Genomic DNA, 19,631 nt, shown 5'->3' with positions numbered 1-19,631 from the left:
GCATTTCTTAAAAAAAGATGCATTTCATCGAAAATTTGCTACCATTAATAGTTTTGTTATGATATTTTTAATATCCTTACAGTATTGGTTTACGAGAGCCAATAGAACACTAGAAATCCCCTTTTCTACAACTTACTACTTACAAATAGAACAGTATATGAAAATGAAGATGCCTTATGCACTCATGTTCTTATTTGTATTAATTGTTAGCTCTTGCAGTAAAGAGACAATAGAAAATACAATATTAGTAGAATCGGAGAATGCAATTATTGTTGAAAATGAAATTCTAGAAACCGTTAATTCGTATAGAACCGCGAATGGTTATAATTCACTAGCATATAGCGCTGTTGCCTACAAGTATGCTAATGCCCACACAGACTACATGATTGCCAAGGGTAGTATAAGCCATGATAATTTTAGTGCAAGAGCATCCGACATTTCGTCTGAAGTAAATGCAAGCCAAGTTTCAGAAAATGTAGCCAGAAATTATGCTAGTGCTCAAGAAACTTTTGAAAATTGGATGAATAGTTCTGATCACAGAAAATCTATCGAAGGTGATTTTACACACACCGCAGTTAGCGTTAAATTAGATGCAAATGGTAATTACTACTATACTCAATTGTTCTACAAATTAGGGATTCAATAATTATTTCACCGATACTTTTTAGTTATTTACCGAACCAGCTTTTAAATTTTATCGTTCTATAAATTAATTTCCTAGATAAAGAGTCAATTATTAAATTAAATACTTTTTTTTGGGGTAAAATGCATGACCTAATTTACAGTTAAGTATTTACTCGAGCATAGTTTACTTGTTAACGATTATTTCTCAATTGATCCTGATTTTACCCCCAAAAAAAAAGTTGCTCATCTTATGTTTGCGGTATTATTAACCCCCGAATATTACAAAATGAGATTGGCATACACAATTTTTGTTACACTTTTATTAGTTCTAAATTCTTGCACAAAAGACGTTTTTGAAGTGACAATACTAGAAGAAACAGGACTAGAAAATGCATCTTCAAATGAAATGGAATTATTTAAATTAATAAATGATCATAGAATAGCAATCGGGAAAAACAGCTTAGTTTTTAATTCTGAAACGTACATAGCTGCAAGTGAACATTCTGCTTATATGGTTAGTCAAGGAAAATTAAGTCACGATAATTTTAACCTCCGAGCATCGAAAATAGAGAAAAAGACTAAAGCTAAGAATGTATCTGAAAATGTTGCAAAAGAATACGTAACTAATGAAGCAACTCTCGAAGCTTGGTTAAAAAGCCCTAAACACAAAAAAAATATTGAGGGAAATTATACGCATTCTGCCTTAAGTATTAAACAAGATGTAGAAGGCAACTATTATTTTACCCAAATATTTTTCAATTAAAAATTTAATTGAAATAGACTGCTAGTTGAATTGTAAGGCTTTTTGTATTATACATTATATGTCATGAGATTTTTATAACTTTCGTAAAAATCTTGAATATGGCAATAGCTCCTCCTTTTAACCTTAATAAATGGATTTCAGAAAACAGAGATACCTTAAAACCACCAGTTGGTAATAGAAATCTGTATAAAGATGCTGGTGATTATATTGTTATGATTGTTGCTGGTCCAAATGCTAGAAAAGATTATCATTACAATGAAACCGAAGAGCTTTTTTATCAATTAGAAGGCATAATAGAAGTTCATATACAAGAAGATGGTAAAAAGAAAACCATGAAACTTGGGCCAGGCGATATGTATTTACATCCTGCAAAAATTCCACATTCACCTGTTCGCCATAACAACTCCATTGGCTTAGTTATTGAAAGAAAAAGAAATCACATGAATGTTGATGATGGTTTGCTTTGGTTTTGCGACAATTGTAATCACAAATTATACGAAGCCTATTTTACGCTAAATGATATAGAGAAAGATTTCTTATCACATTTTAAACATTTCTACAGCTCTAAAGAGCTTAGAACATGTAAAAATTGTGGCACAGTAATGCCAGTTGATGAACGTTTTATAGCAAAAGAATAAACAATGGAGGTACTTATAAAAATACTAATTGGCATCATCGCATTTTTACACTTTTATTTCATGTGGTTCGAGATGTTTGCATGGACAACAAAAGGCAAGAAGATATTTAGAAATTTTCCAAAAGAATTATTCGAACCCACAAAACCTATGGCCGCTAATCAAGGATTATACAATGGTTTCTTGGCCGCTGGATTGGTATGGACATTCTTTATTCATAATCCAGAATGGTATGTAAATATCGCATTATTTTTTCTCAGCTGTGTTGCTATTGCAGGGATTTATGGTGCAATTAGTGTTTCTAAAAAAATATTTTTTATTCAAGGAATTCCCGCCATAATCACAATTGTTTTACTGCTTGTATAAACTTATGAATGTGGTTGCTTTTTAGTATCATTAATATTTGTAACTTTGAAATAAATGTAACAAAACATTATAAAAAAGTTATAAAATGTCAGAAATAGCCTTAGATTTTGGTGTTGATACTGCTTTAAAAGTATTAGGAATTAAAAAAACCAATAACGGAACCTCTACCGGTTCAACTAATTTTGGTTCTGGTGAAGAAATATCTTCGTACTCTCCAGTAGACGGGGCATTAATTGCCAAGGTTAATACTACTACAAATGCGGATTATGAAAAAGTACTTATTGCTGCTACTAGTGCTTATGCAACATGGAGAACAAAACCGGCTCCACAACGAGGCGAAATTGTACGTCAGTTTGGAGATAAATTAAGAGAATATAAAGAACCATTAGGGAAACTAGTTTCTTATGAAATGGGGAAATCTTACCAAGAAGGCCTAGGTGAAGTTCAAGAAATGATTGATATCTGCGATTTTGCAGTTGGTTTGTCAAGACAATTACATGGGTTAACCATGCATTCTGAACGCCCAGGTCATAGAATGTACGAACAATACCATCCTTTAGGTGTTGTTGGCATTATATCTGCTTTCAACTTTCCTGTTGCCGTATGGGCTTGGAATACTGCCTTAGCATGGATTTGTGGTGATGTGTGTATTTGGAAACCATCAGAAAAAACACCTTTATGTGGTATAGCATGTCAAAATATAGCTGCAGAGGTATTAAAAGCAAATAATTTACCTGAAGGTATTTCTTGTTTAATTAATGGAGATTATAAAGTTGGTGAATTAATGACTAACGATGTTCGCATTCCTTTAATTTCAGCCACAGGATCTACTAGAATGGGTAAAATTGTTGCACAAACAGTAGCAGGTAGACTTGGAAAATCGCTACTAGAGTTAGGTGGAAATAATGCCATAATTGTTACTCCAGATGCGGATATTAAAATGACGGTAATTGGGGCTGTATTTGGCGCAGTTGGTACTGCAGGACAGCGATGTACATCTACCCGTAGATTAATTATACATGAAAGTATTTATGATAAAGTTAAAACTGCTATTGTAGATGCTTACAAGCAATTAAGAATTGGAAACCCGTTAGACGAAAAAAATCATGTAGGCCCATTAATTGATACTGGCGCAGTTGCTATGTATCAAAAGGCATTAGAGAAAGTGGTTGCCGAAGGAGGAAAAATTATTATTGAAGGTGGCGTACTTGAAGGAAAAGGCTACGAAAGTGGTTGCTACGTAAAACCTGCAATTGCAGAAGCAGAAAATTCTTTTGAAATTGTACAACATGAAACTTTTGCTCCAATACTTTACCTATTAAAATATAAAGGGGATGTTACAGATGCCATTGCAATTCAAAATGGCGTTGCACAAGGCTTATCCTCTGCGATTATGACTAATAATTTAAGAGAAGCGGAGTTATTTCTTTCTGCCAATGGTAGCGATTGTGGTATTGCTAACGTAAATATAGGTACATCAGGAGCAGAAATCGGTGGTGCTTTTGGTGGAGAAAAAGAAACTGGCGGAGGAAGAGAATCTGGTTCTGATGCTTGGAAAATATACATGCGTAGACAAACAAATACAATTAATTACACTACAGAATTACCTCTTGCACAAGGGATAAAATTTGATTTATAAGTTCAAAAAACCCACACTATAATACATTAGTATCTTAGTGTGGGTTATAACTAACTAATCAAAACTTTTGTTATATTCTATAATCCCATTTTTCAATGCCGGAACTTTGTCGGGAGAAAAATGGGATTATTAATTTTTCCTATTTCAAAATTGAATAAAAAAAATATCCTGTAAAAACAGTTTAGTATAAATGGTTCTAAATTCTGTATAACTAGAACAATTTTACTTTTTCTCCTCTATAATCTTCACAAAAACAAAAGATATCTATTTGATAATGAAGATTTAATACTGAATTTCTTAACATTTTAACGTTTTTTTTAATACTTTGTGGTTGTTAACACTAAATAACCATTAACAATGACAAAAAAGACAACTTACCTAATAGGAATTTTGATCACAATTCTATTAGGAACTTACTTTTATATGACCTGCTGTAGTTCATGCGGGACCAATATGGAAGAAGAATTGATCGACAAACCTATTGTAGAAACTGAAACTCCTCCCAAGGCAACGTCTTACCCATTTTCTTTTAATGACGGCGACTACGCTTACAATGTAAATGACAATTTTAACTTTAATATGTCATCTTCAAATATTCTATTACCATTGTCTCAAAATGTTGAAAATGGTATAGATGGATTAAAATCGTTTTTACTTGAAAATACAGGAAAGGTATTTAACATTACCGGTTATTTTACAGATGATGAAGCAAACAAATCTGCTTTCCCAAATTTAGGTTTAGCCCGTGCCAATGCCGTTAAAAATTACTTGGTTAACAAAGGCATACCTTCTCATTCTTTAAATATAATGGGAGAATTAAAGGGTGATATGATAAGAACCACTGATAATGTTTTTCAAGGTCCAATCGGTTATTCCTTATCTGGCGAAAAAGCAGATTTACAAGACGAACTAAAAGCATTGTATGATAAAATTAAGGCTGACCCATTAGTACTATATTTTGAAACAGGAGAAGCGGAAATAAACCTTAGTCCTGAGCAAAGACAAAAAATTGCTGATATCTCTAGATATTTAGATAAAGTTGATGGAGCTACTTGTAGTGCTATTGGGCACACCGATAGTCAAGGAAGTAGAACTACTAATATTAAATTAGGTCAAGATCGTGCAGATTTTGCAAAACAATACCTAATAAGTAATGGTATTGCCGACGTAAAAATTAAAACTTCATCTCAAGGACCCGACAGCCCCATTGCTAGTAATATTACTGATGAAGGCCGTAGTCAAAATAGAAGAACTGTTGTAACATTAAATTAAATAATAACTAATCAATTAAATACATAGTAAAATGAACTTCGAAAATTTAAATATTTGGTGTTGGATTATCCCAGCTTTAGTAGGTATAATCTCCGGAATTCTTGGTTATCTAATCGGTAAATCCGGAAATACAACTATCGATAACTCGGCAGACTTAAAGTTATGTCAAGATAAAAATGCACGCTTACAGGCCGATCTAGATGCTTGTAAGAAAAAATTAGTTATAGCACCAGCTGCCCCAGCAGCTCCGGCCGCATCTTTTGCGGCACCTTTAGCACCTGTTGCTGCAACTGGAATTGCCTTTAATGCTGTAGCTGCAAAAGCTGCTTTTGGAAAAACTATTAAACAAGACGATTTAAAGCTTGTTGAAGGCATTGGTCCTAAAATAGAATCCATGTTTAAAGCCGCTGGTATAAAAACATGGCAAGCACTTTCTAACGCATCGGTTGCAGAATGCCAGAAAATATTAGATGGTGGTGGTAACCGCTATAAAATTCATGATCCTGCTTCATGGCCTATGCAAGCTAAAATGTGTTACGAAGGCAAATGGGCAGATTTAGCCAAATGGCAAGACGAGCATAAACACGGGAAACTATAATCTCGTTACCAATAAAAAAGAAAGGCAGTATATGTATGCTGCCTTTCTTTTTATATTATAAGTTTTACAACCTACCGTTTGCTTCAACCCATTTAAACTGATAATCATCTTCTGGGAATTTCATTCTTGTTGCAATACGCTCTAAACGTTCTGGTAATTTCATTAAATAGTCCCTTGCTCTTTCAGCATCATCATTTAAAGCACGAATACTATCAAGCTCCCAATAAGTATTTAGTTTTTTAAGAATATCTATATAATCCATAGCCGTATAAACACCTAATCTTTGCGCGCAATTAGAAAAATTCTCGAATGCCGTACCAATTGATCCACCAGATTCTCTTAAAAAATGGGCTGGCATAACAATTTTCTTTTTCATCATATCCGCAAAAGCTAACATCATTTGGTTTGGATCATGCTCAAAAATAGACTTTACAAACTCTCTATAAGCTAAATGGTGACGCATTTCATCTCCAGCTATTATAGTGCACATTTTACCCAATAACGTATTGCCACCCTTTTTTGCCATTTGACCAACGCGCTTGTGAGATATATTTGTTGCTAATTCTTGAAAAGAAGTATAGACAAAGTTCTTATAAGGATCTCTATCGGTACCAATATCAAAACCGTCTGCAATTAAATGCTGAGTAGTTATCTCTACTTCGCGCATATTAACTCTTCCAGATAAATATAAATACTTATTAAGCACATCACCATGACGATTCTCTTCGGCAGTCCAATGACGAACCCATTTTGACCATCCATTTTTATTTTCTCCATGCTGGTCAACACCTTCAACATCCATTAACCAAGATTCATAGGTTGGTAATGCTTCTTCTGTAATGGTATCTGCTACCATAGTAACCCAAAAGTCGTAACCTAATTCTTTAGATTCTTCTTGTATTTGCTTTACGGCATCTAAAAATCCATCGCTTTGAGAGTCCGGCAAAAAATCCGTTGGTTGCCAAATGTCTTGAATTGGGATAAGATATTGGTCTATAAAACCATTAACCTTACTTTCAATCGCCTGCATTACTTCTATTCTAATATTTTTTGCTGACATATTCTGTTTTTTACAAAGTTCGTTATAATCCCTTTAAAAATTCTTAATTACGCTATAATTTTAAAACCTTAATTTCTCCCATTCTCATCAGGGTATAAGGTATAAACCGGATCGCTTTGCCACACTTGCTTCGTAATTACATCTACTACAGAAAGTGGGCCTTTAAAAGCAGCACCTGTATCAATATTCCAAACATTCGCCGCGCTTTGAGGAGTTGTTTTACCAATTCTTGTTACTGGTGTGTGTCCAATATAAATCTCTGAGTACAATGTTAAACGCTTTGGATAAAGCTCATCATCCTTAGATAGTTTTGGATTAAGTGATAAGGCCAGTTCCCAAAGTGTTCTATCCCAATAGAATATTTTAGAAAAATATTCGTGATCAATTCCTTTTAAGTTAGTAAATCCTGCGTGAAGAAACAAACGATTCTCTGAATCTAGATGATAATTCTCTAATTGATTGTAAAAATCGATATGAATTTTCTTAGTAAACTCATCAACTTTGTTATAAGAATTTATAGTTGCCTCACCACCATGCTGAAACCAGACAGAATTGTCTTTCCCATCTATTAACCAAGACTTGCACAATTCATCATGATTACCGCGTAAAAATGTACAATTGTGCGTTGCCTTTAACGCAATAAGAAAATTTATAGTTTCTACTGCTTGGCTCCAACCATCTACATAATCTCCTAAAAAAACTAAATGGTCATCCGGAGTAATTTTAGCTTTTTCTAAAACTTGCTCCAATGCTTTTAATCCAGAATGAATATCTCCGATAACTAATTTTCTCATGATTTAGCAAAAATCGCAATAACTGAAATTATTATCACTATAAAAACTACTAAAAAGAATATTTTCCAGAAAGAATAAGGTCTTAAACCACTGATAGTGCCTGTTTGTCCATTTACATAAAAGTGAAAATCTTTTGCTCCATACCTATATGAGCTAATATAAACGGGCACTAAAATATGCTTAAATGTTTCGTCGGAAAGTTTAATATTAGCGTTATCTATTCTTTGAGTATCTCCTCCAATATCTCGCCTAATCCAATTATAGGCAATATTTTTTGCTTCTTGAAACGATTGATGATGCCCGTCTTTTAATGAAATAGTATACTTTTCGGTTACAAAACCTGATAAATATTTAGAATTAAAGGGTACAAGCTCCTTTAAATTCCAATAGGAAACCTTACCTGGCAAATCTTTTTGTTTTTTAAGTGATGCATTTATCAATATATCATCTATAAACCCACTAACAGAGCCCGATGCATTAGACCATCTTGTTTTTCTAACTTGCCTTGTTTGTTTGCCATTTTTAGTTCTATAGGTTTCCGTTACATAATAATAATCTCCTCTTTGTCCTTGATAATTAGCGTATAAGTTTGCATCAAAGGTCCAATGCGGTATATAAACACCATGCATTGCATTAGGGTCTAATGCTGCTTTTTTTAGGTTATTAGGAGCAAACCATAAGCTATTAACCCAATTTTTAAAAATCTCTCTAGCCTTTTTAGCATCAATTTGAAAAGGCACTACAGCTCCAGGAAGTATCCAACCTTCTTTTTCAACATCTTCTCTAATTAATGGCTCGCTACAATAAATACAGGATAACGATTTATAGTTTTCTTCCACATGTTGGTTAGCCCCACAGTTTTTACAGTGCAATAAATCTATTGTTTCTGTATACGCATTGTCCCCAACAACTTTAAGATAGTGTTGTAATTCTAATTCTTCAAAGCTACTTTTAGCTTGTTCTATAAACTCTTCGTAACCACAATACTCACACTTTAATTGATTAGAACCAGGCTTAAACTTGAGCTCTGCGCCACAATTGGCACATGATTTTTTATGTTCAGATAAAACAACTTCTTCCATTTTTTTTGGACGCTTTCAAAACAATTGAATAAATAGGCCCTACAAGTGTATGCCTTGCAGGTTAGGATCGTAAAGCATATTATTAATTAGGTAATGGTGGTGGCGTGTTTCCGCCTAAAAATGCTTTTAATTCTTCTATGTCTTGTAGTGGTGCCCAATTGCCCATTCCTTGTTTCCAGATAAGAGAATCTTTGTTTACTGTTCTGTTCGCAAATAGTTCTTTTAGCTTTTCAAAAGGAACAGGTCCCATTTGAGTATTATTAACTGCATAATGATACATAATTTGTGTTGGCATTGGTGGAGGAACTGCTGCCTGTTGTAAATTCGGATTCGTTTGCTGCGACATTTGAGGGTTCATCATTCCGCCCATTTGCTGAGCTAAAACAAAACCCATTCCCATTCCCATACCTGCACCCGCAGTACCACCTTCATTTTTAGCAGCTTCTTCAATTGCTTTTGCTGTTTTAAACTGAGTGAGTTTCCCCATATCTAATTTGTCCAGCCTACTATACTCAAATATTTCTTTTTTAAGTTCTTCAGGCATCGAAACGTTTTCAATATAGAATTTCTCTAACTGTATTCCCACACGACCAAATTCTGGTTGCATTACCTCTTGGCAGGTTTCTGATAATTCAGTTGCATTGGCTGCATACAGCTCTATAGGTAATTTAGCCTCGCCGACTGTATCTGTAAAACGTGTTGCAATCAAACTCTTAAGGTGTTCACTAATTTCATAATTTGTAAAATTACCATCGGTGCCTACCACATTAACCACAAATTTGCCTGCATCTTCAATTCTATAACTATAGGTTCCAAAAGCTCTTATTTCTGTCAAACCAAATCGTTCGTCATTTAAAATAATCGCATTTTTAGTGCCCCATTTTTCATCAGTAAATAATCTTGTATTTACAAAATATACCTCGGCTTTAAACGGACTATTAAAACCATATTTCCATCCTTTTAAAGTCGCGAGAATTGGTAAATTTTGGGTGTTAAGCGTATAAGTTCCTGGTTTAAAAACATCAGCAATCTGCCCTTCGTTAATAAATACTGCTGTTTGACCTTCTCTTACTATTAACTTAGCTTCATTTTTTATTTCATTTTGATACCTTTCAAACCTATGAACAATAGTATCATTGGTATTGTCCAACCACTCAATTATATCTATAAATTCATGGCTTAATTTCTTCTTTATCTCGTCAAATAGTCCCATTTTGGTTTGTGTTTTTTAATTTTTATCAAGATACCTATTTCCTTAAAATACTCCAATAGATATTATTTATTTTAGTAAAGAATAAACATTATTTCTACTTTAGCGAGATTCTAAAGTTTTAATTAATGAAAAAAGTATATTGTGTTGGAGAACTTTTGATAGATTTTGTGGCCGAGAAACAAGGCAATGATTTATCAAAAGCGTCATTATTCACCAAAAAAGCTGGAGGTGCGCCTGCGAATGTAGCATGTGCCATTTCTAAATTAGGCGGAAAAGGATCCTTTATTGGATGTGTTGGAAATGACCCATTTGGCAATTTCTTATCAAGAATTTTAGAAGACATTAATGTAGACATTTCATTATTACAGCGCTCTGACATGTTTACAACACTAGCATTTGTTTCTTTAGCGGAAGATGGAGAACGTGATTTTGTTTTTAGTCGTGGTGCAGATCAAGAATTGACTTATGATATATCGGTAAAAAATTTAATAGAAAACAATATGCTTCATTTAGGAGCAGCGACTTCATTTTTAGGTGGGACACTTGAAAATACGTATTCTCGTTATTTTTTCGACGCACTAACCCATAATACTTTTATAAGTTTTGATCCAAATTATCGTGGCGATTTATGGAAAGGTAATGATGATGCGTTTATAAAAAAATGCACTCCGTTTATTGAAAAAGCACATCTATGTAAATTTAGTGCTGAAGAAGCGCAGTTATTATCTGGTAAAAAAGACTTAAATGAGGCTTGCGATTATTTACACGAAATAGGCACGCGTATAATTACCATTACTCTTGGAGGAGATGGTACCTTGTTAAGTACCAAAAATGGTAAACAAATTATACCAAGTATTAATATAAAACCTGTGGATACTACTGGTGCAGGTGATGCATTTATAGGTTGTTTGTTATACCAAATATCAAAATTAGATGATATTAATAGTATTTATGAAAATTATGAAGCTCTAGCAGACATGGTAAAACTTGCCAATAAAGCAGGTGCCATTACTACAACCAATTATGGTGCAATCGAATCTTTGCCTACACTAAAGCAATTACAGGCTTAAAATGAACCAGAGCTCATTACATAAGTTTATAATCTCAACAAAAAAATCTAACAAAAAACATGTTGATTATGAAACTTATTTTGACCTCCGTTTAGCAACAAATATTAGCCTTATACAAAGCTTATATTTTTCATTATATCCAGAGTCCAAGCATTATAATGATTTTGAAAAACTTATTAGCCAGTTGCGCGAACTTTTTAAATCTAGACCAGAAGATTTAAAAAAACAAGATTTAGACAAACTACTAGAAGGTAATTGGTATACGTCAGAAAAACTTGTGGGTATGCAATTATATGTGGATCATTTTAATAAAGACCTAAATGGTTTGGCTGATAAACTAGATTATTTTGAGAATTTAGGCATCAATTTTCTACACTTAATGCCCATAACCACAAGGCCTAAAGCGGAAAATGATGGTGGTTACGCTGTAAATAGTTATACCGAAGTAGATAAAAAGTACGGTACCAAACAAGATCTTCTTAAGCTAACAGAAAAGTTACGCGCAAAGAAAATGACGCTAATGTTAGATTTTGTGGTTAACCATACTTCTGATGAATTTTCGTGGGCAAAAAAAGCTGCTAAAGGCGAAACCAAATATCAAAATTACTATTATACTTTTTCGAATAGAGAAATACCAGATGCTTTTGAAGATAGCCTTCCTGAGGTTTTTCCGGAAACTGCACCTGGTAATTTTACCTATAATCAAGAAATGCAAAAATGGGTAATGACCGTTTTTAATTCGTACCAGTGGGATCTAAATTATACCAATCCGGAAGTGTTTATTGAAATGCTTAAAAACTTGGTAGCGCTAGCTAATCAGGGGGTAGATGTAGTGCGGTTTGATGCATTGGCATTTCTGTGGAAAAAAATTGGCACAAATTCTCAAAATTTACCTGAAGCCCATGCTTTAATTAGTCTATTTAGAATGTGCTTACAAGTGGTAGCTCCTGGTGTAATTATTTTAGCTGAAGCCATTGTTGCGCCAACTGAAATACTGAAATATTTTGGTGAAAACAACCTAGAAGGTAATGAGTGTGAAGTTGCGTATAATGCCACTTTAATGGCGCTTTTATGGGATTCTGTTGCTACAAGCAAAACAGAGTTGCTAATAAAAACACTAAAAAATGTTCCACAAAAACCTAAAGATGCTACTTGGATAAATTACATCCGGTGTCATGATGATATTGGTTTAGGTTTTGACGATAAAGACATTTACCAACTAGGGCTTGATGCTAAATTACATCGTTGGTTCTTATTAGATTATTACTGTCAGAAATTGGAATGGTCACCAGCAAAAGGAGCATTATTTATGTATAATCCTAAAAATGGTGATGGACGTATTACAGGTAGTGCCGCTTCTTTACTTGGGTTAGAAGATGCATTAGAAAAAAATGACGCTTTATTAATAGACAATGCCATTAAAAAAATAAAAATGATGCATGCCATTATTTTATCGTACGGAGGTATTCCATTGATCTATGCCGGAGATGAAATTGCCACTTTAAATGATTATTCTTACGAAAATGATGACAGCAAAAAAGATGATAGTAGATGGCTTAATCGTCCAAATCAGAATTGGGAGGTAATTCATACTCTTGATAAAAAAGCAACTCCACAATCACAAGTATTTAACGCTATTAAACAACTTATTGCCATACGCAAAAGCACCAGCGTCTTCGCAGATTTCAACAACATTAAACTAAACCAACATAGCAATCCACACCTATTAATTTTTGAACGTTATTCAGAAAATCAAAAAATTCTAGTACTCTGTAATTTTGACAAAGAAGATCATTTTATTTCTGAAAATTGGTTTCATGAAATAGATTTTGATCTTAACTCAACGTGTATTGATTTGATAACCAATCAACCTATAACTTTAGCAGAAGCAACTTTAAAAATTTGCTCTTATGGTGTTTATTGGATTCTGAAAAATAATTAATGAGTTATTTCAGCGCTCTAACTATACCTAACCTTACGCAAAATTCGTAATGATTCTTTTAACGATAAATACACTTTAGAATTGTATTCTTTTATAAGTTGTCTCGAATTTTCAAGGTGCTCCTTGGCTTCTTCAAATCCGTTTAAATAACAAATTAAATAGGTTGCTGGTAAATGCTCCAAATCTAATTCTTCATTTGGACTAAGTTTTAATTTTTTGCCTAGTTTTTGTAAAATTATGGCATTGGCATTAAAAATATGATGCAACACTTTTTTGTCGTACTGCGGAGGATCAAATAGCAATTGACTCTGAATATGATAGGTGCCATTATTTTCAAATGTAATCACCACTTTTTCTAAGGGATAATACTTTTGTTGATCTCCCAAACCTAGTTGCACAAATTCTACAGTAGTAAAAGAATGTTCATCAAAAATAATTGTTATTTCATCTAAGGCAGAATAGAAAAGTTTTACTTGCTCGTTAATTAACTCAATATCTACTCTGGAATAATACGTTTCTTTTTTAACTTTTTTTGTGTTTCCGGCCCAACAAACTACAAATTGCTCTTTAAAAACTTTGTAATTACTCGTTAAATTTTTATGCCTGTGATTTATAAAATCGATAACACCATCAAGTGTTAATTCTATATTGTTCCGCGCATGTAACTCAATAGTAGCAACAGTTTCAGAATTTATGTCTTTTAATTCAACCCCATAAGCCTTTGGAAGGCTAATACTTCCCTCCCTAAAAAACACAGAGCCACCATAATATTTCCATATATTTTTACGAAGTGAACATACTTTTCCGGTGGATTTTATGGTTACTAAACCCACCACTTTGCCTTCTGGTAAATGTGGAAAAGGAATATTCTCGTACGCTATTAATGGTGGATTATCTAAATATGCATTTACAAGGTTTTGTATTTTACTGTCATCAAAAAAGTCTACTCCAACTATTTTATTATCTTCATCTTCAACCCCAATAACCATGAATGAATTATTTGAGGGATTACTATTAGCCAAAGCACAAACATGCTTCAAGAATTTGCCTTTACCTTCTCTTTGACCAATATCAATAAAACGCTTTTTATCATAAAAACTATTCTCATCATTATGGGCAAGAAGATTTTTTACAAGTAGGCGTTTGTTAATCATAGTTTTTTATTCACTATCGTTGATGAAGCTTGCGCAGTTGGCATTACTATTAAATCGGCAATATTTACATGATAAGGTCTTGTAACTACAAAAAAGATAATCTCAGCAATATCCTCTGGTTTCAGTGGAGTAAAACCCTTATATACATTTTCTGCCTTTTCATGATCGCCTTTAAAACGTACATTACTAAACTCGGTTTCTACTAATCCAGGATTTACCGCACCTACGCGAATACCGTAAGGATTTAAATCTATTCGCATACCTTGATTTATTGCATCTACAGCATGTTTACTTGCGCAATACACATTTCCTTTTGGATATACTTCTTTACCTGCGGTAGAGCCTATATTTATAATATGTCCTGATTTATTCGCAATCATTTTTGGAATAATCGCTTTAGACACATATAAAAGTCCTTTTACATTAATATCAAGCATGGCGTCCCAATCTTCTGTAGATCCTTCATTTATAGGGTCCAATCCGTGCGCGTTACCCGCATTATTAACTAAGATATTAATATCTGCAAAAGACTCAGGCAAGGAGTTAATAGCATCAAAAACCTCCGATTTATTGCGCACATCAAAATTAAGTGTGCAAACTTCGGTTTCTTTGCTTAACTCTTGCTTTAAAATGTCAAGCCTGTCTTTTCTTCTCCCACATAAAATTAGTCGAATACCATTTGCTGCGAACAAAATTGCGGTTGACTTGCCAATACCACTTGTAGCACCAGTAATTAATGCTGTTTTATTAATTTTTGTCATAACTTTTTTTCTATGCAACCTCTTGTCCTTCACTTGCTTCTAAAAGCATAAACCAATCTTGTAATTCCATTTTAATATTAATGGCCTGCATTGATTCCAACAAGCGTTTTGGTTCAGTAGTACCTACAACTGGGAATACTGCCGAAGGGTGTTTTAAAATCCAAGCCAATAACAACTGACTTTCATTTACGTTGTACTTTTTTGTCAACTTTTGTAGCACTTTACCAATTCGTTTGGTAGTATCTGTTTTTTCTCTAAAGTAACTACCTAGAGGGCTCCAAGACATGGTCATTCTCTTGTGCATCATACAATCATCTAAAATACCATTATTCATTGGCGAATTGGCAGTTAAAGAAAACTCCATTTGATTGCCTGAAACAGGAATAGCCGTTTCTAACAATGCCACTTGTGATACTGAAAAGTTAGAAACACCAAATTTTTTAATTTTTCCGGCATTCTTTAGACTTAAAATGGCCTCTGCAACTTCTTCTGGCTGAATTAATGGACTTGGCCTGTGTAAAAGCAAAAAATCTAGATAATCTGTTTTTAAATTTTTTAATGACTGTTCAACAGATTGTATAATATACTCCTTATCATATTGGTAGTGTTTAACGCTTGTTTTACGAGCATCGGATAACATCTGTATCCCACATTTACTAATTAATTGTACATCGGATCTTGAAATTTTACTTTTCTGAAATGCTTTTCCAAATTCGGCTTCATTACCATAATCGCCATAAATATCGGCATGGTCAAAAGTTGTAATCCCTATCTCTAAGCATTGCTCAATTAAAGCTGCCATTTGTGTGGTTGAAAGTTGTTTTCCCCAACTTCCCCAAGTCATTGTTCCTGCAATGATTTTAGAATAATTTGTGTAATTTCCCATAGAAATGTGAAATTATAAAATTAATACCTTAAAAGCTTCATAAAATTAAGGGAGATTGTTAATTTTTAACCAATTGTTAACAGCCCAGAAGTAAATAAATTTACAATTTGCACCTCTATTTATAAGCTTGTTTAATTATATATAAAATATGGAAGAAAATACTTCAGTCGATATTAGTGCGATTAATGAAAAAATTGCTCAAGAAAGTGCTTTTATTGATTTATTAATGCTCGAGATGAACAAAGTTATTGTTGGTCAAAAGCATATGGTTGAACGATTATTAATTGGTTTACTAGGTCAAGGTCATATTTTACTAGAGGGTGTGCCTGGTTTAGCAAAAACCTTAGCTATAAATACATTGGCTAAAGCCGTAAAAGGGAGTTTTAGTAGAATCCAGTTTACACCAGATTTATTACCTGCCGATGTTGTTGGTACCATGATTTTTAATATGAAGGACAATGATTTTTCAATTAAAAAAGGACCAATTTTCGCAAATTTTGTGCTTGCCGATGAAATTAACCGTGCTCCCGCTAAAGTACAATCTGCTTTATTAGAGGCCATGCAAGAAAAGCAAGTTACTATTGGTGATACTACTTTTACTCTTGACAAGCCGTTTTTAGTTATGGCTACACAAAACCCAGTAGAGCAAGAAGGAACATACCCATTACCAGAAGCGCAAGTGGACCGTTTTATGCTAAAAACTGTGATTGATTATCCTAAAATGAATGAGGAGCAATTAATTATGCGTCAAAATTTAACGGGAAGCTATGATCAAGTAAAGCCTGTGGTAACAACAAATCAAATTTTGAGTGCACAAAAGGCAGTTCGTGAAGTTTACATGGATGAAAAAATTGAAAAATATATTCTTGATTTAATTTTTGCAACTCGCTACCCTGAAAAATACAATTTAGAAAGCCTAAAACCATTAATAAGCTTTGGAGCATCACCGAGAGGTAGTATAAACTTGGCAAATGCTGCTAAATGTTATGCTTTTATAAAAAGAAGAGGTTATGTTGTACCGGAAGATGTAAGAGCAGTTGTTCATGATGTATTAAGACATAGAATAGGAATTACCTACGAGGCAGAAGCAGAAAACATAACTTCAGAAGAAATCATCAATAAGATTGTAAACGAAATTGAAGTGCCTTAAATCAAGTTTGTAGCTGCAAATTGTAATTAGATTAATTCTAGAAAAAATAGCTACAAACTGATTACTGTCAACTGAAACCTGTTTACTAAAAAAGATGGATACCAAAGAGTTACTCAAAAAAGTTCGTAAAATCGAGATAAAGACACGTCGTCTTTCCGATCATATATTCGGTGGTGAATACCATTCTACGTTTAAAGGTAGAGGTATGACATTTAGCGAAGTACGACAATATCAATTTGGTGATGATGTTCGTGCGATAGATTGGAATGTAACGGCGCGCTATAACGAACCGTTTATTAAGGTTTTTGAAGAAGAAAGAGAACTTACCATGATGTTAATGGTTGATGTAAGTAGCTCCGAAATGTTTGGTACAACACATCAATTTAAAAATGAAATTATAACAGAAATTTCAGCAACCTTAGCATTTTCTGCTTTGCAGAATAATGATAAAGTTGGTCTAATACTTTTTACTGATCAGATCGAGTTATTTATTCCTCCTAAAAAAGGAAAAAGCCATGTGCTTAGAATAATTAGAGAACTCATAGAATTTACACCAAAAAGTAAAAAAACAGACTTAGCGTTCGCTCTAAAATATTTAACCAATGTAATGAAGAAGAAAGCAATTGTTTTTGTTTTATCTGATTTTATTACTGATGATTATTTGCAAACCCTAAGAATTACTGGTAAAAAGCACGATTTAACCGGAATCAGAATTTATGATGAACGTGAGGAAACCATCCCAAATATAGGTATGGTGCAAATGGAAGATGCTGAAACAGGAAAATTGCAATTGGTAAATACACAATCTAAAAAAGTAAGACTCAATTACGGTAAATATTACCGAGAACGCGTAGACTATTTTCAAAATACGTTTTCAAAATCGGGTTGTGGCGTGCTAAACTGCCGTGTTGATGAAAGTTACGTTAAAAAATTATTAGGCTATTTTAAGCGCAGAGGATAATGAATAATAAAAGTGAAAAATCTAAATTAGAAAATATGTACTCGTTGCTACAACGAAGGATAGCTCTATGTTTATTTTTCTTTAGTGTTACAAGCTTTGCTCAAACCAAACCTATAATGACATTTGGAGTTGATAAAGACTCTATACTCATTGGAGAACAACTAAATTTAGTTATTAATCTAGAAGTTAGTACTACAGATCAGGTAATTTTTCCTGAAGGGCAGACCTTTGCACCATTAGAAATGGTGGAATCATTTGTTCCTGATACACTTAGAGAAAATGCTAGAATAACGCTTATTAAAAAATATGCTTTAACACAATTTGATTCAGGAGCATATATGATACCTCCGCAAAAAGTGTTGATTAATGAAAAAGTATTTACAACAGATTCCGTTAGAATTGCTGTGAATACAGTTCCTGTGGATACTATAGCCCAACAATTATTCGATATTAAAGATATTATTAATGTTGAAAAAAGTTCCACATTTCCTTGGTTTTGGGTACTCATCATAATTTTGGCCTTAGCCATAATTGCCGCATTACTTTACTTTTTTATTTGGAGAAAAAAGAAATTAACCGAAGAAGAAAAAGTTGCCTTATTAGCTCCTTATGACCGTGCAATGTTGGAATTAAAAAAATTAGAAAACTCTAAGTATTTAATTCAAGATGAATACAAGCAATATTACTCTGAACTTACAGGTATTGTAAGATCTTATTTAGAAGAAGATGTACATGTTTCTGCGTTAGAAAGCACAACAGACCAACTAATTGAAAAATTGGAAATGTTGAAAAATGCTGGAAATCTTAAGTTAGATGACGAGACTTTAAATCAGTTTAAAAAAATATTACAAACTTCAGATTTAGTAAAATTTGCAAAATCTAAACCAGAAGCATCCGTAGCGGAGCAAGATAGAAAGGCAATAGAAACTATTGTAACCAAAACAAAAGAGGCTATTCCTCCTCCTACCGAAGAAGAACTGTTACAGCAAGAAGAATATTTAGAAGAACTAGCACGTAAAAAGCATCGCAAAAAGGTTATTATAACTGCTGTAACCGCTGCTGCTGTGTTTATAATATCACTTGTAAGTGCAATTGGGTATTTTGGTTTTCAACATGTAAAAGATACAGTATTAGGTCATCCTACTAAAGAACTATTAGAAAGTGATTGGATTACAAGTTCTTATGGATATCCTCCAGTTATTATAGAAACTCCGAAAGTTCTGCTAAGACAAGAAGTGCCTTTAACACCAGAACTTAAAGCGGTAATAAAAAATGTACAAGCTTTTGGCTACAGAAGCTCTATTGGATTATTCACCATTGGAGTATCGTCTACTACCTTAACACAAGAAATAGAACCAGATGTAGCACAATCTATAGATTTTATAATTAAATCTTTTGAAAATCAAGGCGCAAAAAATATAATTACGAAAACTGAAGAGTTTACAACTTTTAGTGGTGTAAAAGGTGTTAAAACTTATGGTTCAGGAAAATTTTCTATCCCAGAATCTAAAGAATTAATAAATGGTAATTACACTATTTTAACTTTTGGCGGAAAAGGTTTCCAACAACAGATTATTATGTCGTGGTTAGAAAATGATACTTATGCTCAAAAAATAGTAGATAGAGTATTAAGTACAATTGATGTAAAAACAGAATAAATA

At 33.2% G+C, this 19,631-nt stretch carries 19 protein-coding genes; 12 read left to right on the top strand and 7 right to left on the bottom strand.

Going from position 1 to position 19,631, the window contains the following annotated elements:
- Positions 1 to 58 precede the first annotated feature (58 nt).
- The 7 genes from B8963_RS05195 to B8963_RS05165 all read left to right on the top strand — a co-directional run bounded on the left by B8963_RS05195 (position 59) and on the right by B8963_RS05165 (position 5,897).
- Positions 59 to 646: a CAP domain-containing protein gene (locus B8963_RS05195; protein WP_234989611.1), complete on the top strand. Its 588-nt coding sequence runs from the start codon at positions 59 to 61 to the stop codon at positions 644 to 646.
- Positions 647 to 910: 264 nt separating this feature from the next.
- Positions 911 to 1,387 carry a CAP domain-containing protein gene (locus tag B8963_RS05190; RefSeq protein WP_159447279.1) on the top strand — a complete coding sequence of 159 codons (477 nt, stop codon included), beginning with the start codon at positions 911 to 913 and terminating at the stop codon, positions 1,385 to 1,387.
- A gap of 98 nt (positions 1,388 to 1,485) precedes the next feature.
- Positions 1,486 to 2,025, top strand: a complete 540-nt coding sequence (locus B8963_RS05185) for a 3-hydroxyanthranilate 3,4-dioxygenase (RefSeq protein ID WP_084060339.1) — start codon at positions 1,486 to 1,488, stop codon at positions 2,023 to 2,025.
- A 3-nt stretch (positions 2,026 to 2,028) separates the two neighbouring features.
- Positions 2,029 to 2,388: a DUF1304 domain-containing protein gene (locus tag B8963_RS05180; RefSeq protein ID WP_084060338.1), complete on the top strand. Its 360-nt coding sequence runs from the start codon at positions 2,029 to 2,031 to the stop codon at positions 2,386 to 2,388.
- Positions 2,389 to 2,473: 85 nt separating this feature from the next.
- Positions 2,474 to 4,027 (top strand): L-piperidine-6-carboxylate dehydrogenase, encoded by a 1,554-nt coding sequence (gene amaB / locus B8963_RS05175; RefSeq protein ID WP_084060337.1) that lies wholly within the window; start codon positions 2,474 to 2,476, stop codon positions 4,025 to 4,027.
- 357 nt (positions 4,028 to 4,384) lie between these two features.
- Positions 4,385 to 5,299, top strand: coding sequence for an OmpA family protein (locus B8963_RS05170; RefSeq protein ID WP_084060336.1), 915 nt, complete (start codon positions 4,385 to 4,387; stop codon positions 5,297 to 5,299).
- Positions 5,300 to 5,330: 31 nt separating this feature from the next.
- On the top strand, positions 5,331 to 5,897 hold the full coding sequence (locus B8963_RS05165) for a hypothetical protein (RefSeq protein ID WP_084060335.1): 567 nt from the start codon (positions 5,331 to 5,333) through the stop codon (positions 5,895 to 5,897).
- Between the two features lie 64 nt (positions 5,898 to 5,961).
- Here B8963_RS05165 and B8963_RS05160 read toward each other — a convergent pair whose 3' ends face one another.
- From B8963_RS05160 to B8963_RS05145, 4 genes are all read right to left on the bottom strand, one after another.
- Positions 5,962 to 6,957, bottom strand: a complete 996-nt coding sequence (locus B8963_RS05160; protein ID WP_084060334.1) for an acyl-ACP desaturase — start codon at positions 6,955 to 6,957, stop codon at positions 5,962 to 5,964.
- Between the two features lie 68 nt (positions 6,958 to 7,025).
- Positions 7,026 to 7,751: a metallophosphoesterase family protein gene (locus tag B8963_RS05155; RefSeq protein WP_084060333.1), complete on the bottom strand. Its 726-nt coding sequence runs from the start codon at positions 7,749 to 7,751 to the stop codon at positions 7,026 to 7,028.
- Entirely contained in the window at positions 7,748 to 8,833 is a 1,086-nt protein-coding gene (locus tag B8963_RS05150; RefSeq protein ID WP_084060332.1) for a TFIIB-type zinc ribbon-containing protein, read from the bottom strand. Before B8963_RS05150 ends, B8963_RS05155 begins: the two co-directional genes overlap by 4 nt.
- A gap of 82 nt (positions 8,834 to 8,915) precedes the next feature.
- Positions 8,916 to 10,046 carry an SPFH domain-containing protein gene (locus B8963_RS05145; RefSeq protein ID WP_084060331.1) on the bottom strand — a complete coding sequence of 377 codons (1,131 nt, stop codon included), beginning with the start codon at positions 10,044 to 10,046 and terminating at the stop codon, positions 8,916 to 8,918.
- Between the two features lie 125 nt (positions 10,047 to 10,171).
- Between B8963_RS05145 and B8963_RS05140 the strand changes: the two genes are divergently transcribed.
- Both B8963_RS05140 and B8963_RS05135 read left to right on the top strand, forming a co-directional pair.
- A complete protein-coding gene (locus B8963_RS05140) occupies positions 10,172 to 11,116 on the top strand; it encodes a carbohydrate kinase family protein (RefSeq protein ID WP_084060330.1) in 945 nt (314 codons plus the stop codon).
- A 1-nt stretch (position 11,117) separates the two neighbouring features.
- A complete protein-coding gene (locus B8963_RS05135) occupies positions 11,118 to 13,058 on the top strand; it encodes an amylosucrase (protein ID WP_084060329.1) in 1,941 nt (646 codons plus the stop codon).
- 17 nt (positions 13,059 to 13,075) lie between these two features.
- On the opposite strand, the gene B8963_RS05130 is transcribed toward B8963_RS05135, so the two are convergent.
- From B8963_RS05130 to B8963_RS05120, 3 genes are read right to left on the bottom strand one after another with little or no spacing between them, the layout of a single operon-like run.
- Entirely contained in the window at positions 13,076 to 14,212 is a 1,137-nt protein-coding gene (locus tag B8963_RS05130) for an ATP-binding protein (protein WP_084060328.1), read from the bottom strand.
- Positions 14,209 to 14,964 carry an SDR family NAD(P)-dependent oxidoreductase gene (locus tag B8963_RS05125; RefSeq protein WP_394334732.1) on the bottom strand — a complete coding sequence of 252 codons (756 nt, stop codon included), beginning with the start codon at positions 14,962 to 14,964 and terminating at the stop codon, positions 14,209 to 14,211. The genes B8963_RS05130 and B8963_RS05125 overlap by 4 nt, the downstream gene beginning before the upstream one ends.
- A gap of 19 nt (positions 14,965 to 14,983) precedes the next feature.
- The gene (locus tag B8963_RS05120; protein WP_084060327.1) at positions 14,984 to 15,859 is read right to left on the bottom strand and encodes an aldo/keto reductase; all 876 of its coding nucleotides are present in this window, start codon (positions 15,857 to 15,859) and stop codon (positions 14,984 to 14,986) included.
- Between the two features lie 148 nt (positions 15,860 to 16,007).
- On the opposite strand from B8963_RS05120, the gene B8963_RS05115 reads away from it, so the two are divergent.
- The 3 genes from B8963_RS05115 (at position 16,008) to B8963_RS05105 (ending at position 19,628) form a co-directional block, all read left to right on the top strand.
- Positions 16,008 to 17,009 carry an AAA family ATPase gene (locus tag B8963_RS05115; RefSeq protein ID WP_084060326.1) on the top strand — a complete coding sequence of 334 codons (1,002 nt, stop codon included), beginning with the start codon at positions 16,008 to 16,010 and terminating at the stop codon, positions 17,007 to 17,009.
- A 94-nt stretch (positions 17,010 to 17,103) separates the two neighbouring features.
- Positions 17,104 to 17,970 carry a DUF58 domain-containing protein gene (locus B8963_RS05110; RefSeq protein WP_084060325.1) on the top strand — a complete coding sequence of 289 codons (867 nt, stop codon included), beginning with the start codon at positions 17,104 to 17,106 and terminating at the stop codon, positions 17,968 to 17,970.
- Positions 17,971 to 18,086: 116 nt separating this feature from the next.
- Positions 18,087 to 19,628, top strand: a complete 1,542-nt coding sequence (locus B8963_RS05105) for a hypothetical protein (protein ID WP_234989610.1) — start codon at positions 18,087 to 18,089, stop codon at positions 19,626 to 19,628.
- Positions 19,629 to 19,631: the final 3 nt, after the last annotated feature.

The sequence above is a fragment of the Cellulophaga tyrosinoxydans genome (assembly GCF_900176415.1).
In the GTDB taxonomy this organism is placed as follows: Bacteria; Bacteroidota; Bacteroidia; order Flavobacteriales; family Flavobacteriaceae; genus Cellulophaga; species Cellulophaga tyrosinoxydans.
This window is presented reverse-complemented; position numbering and strand designations above follow the sequence as displayed.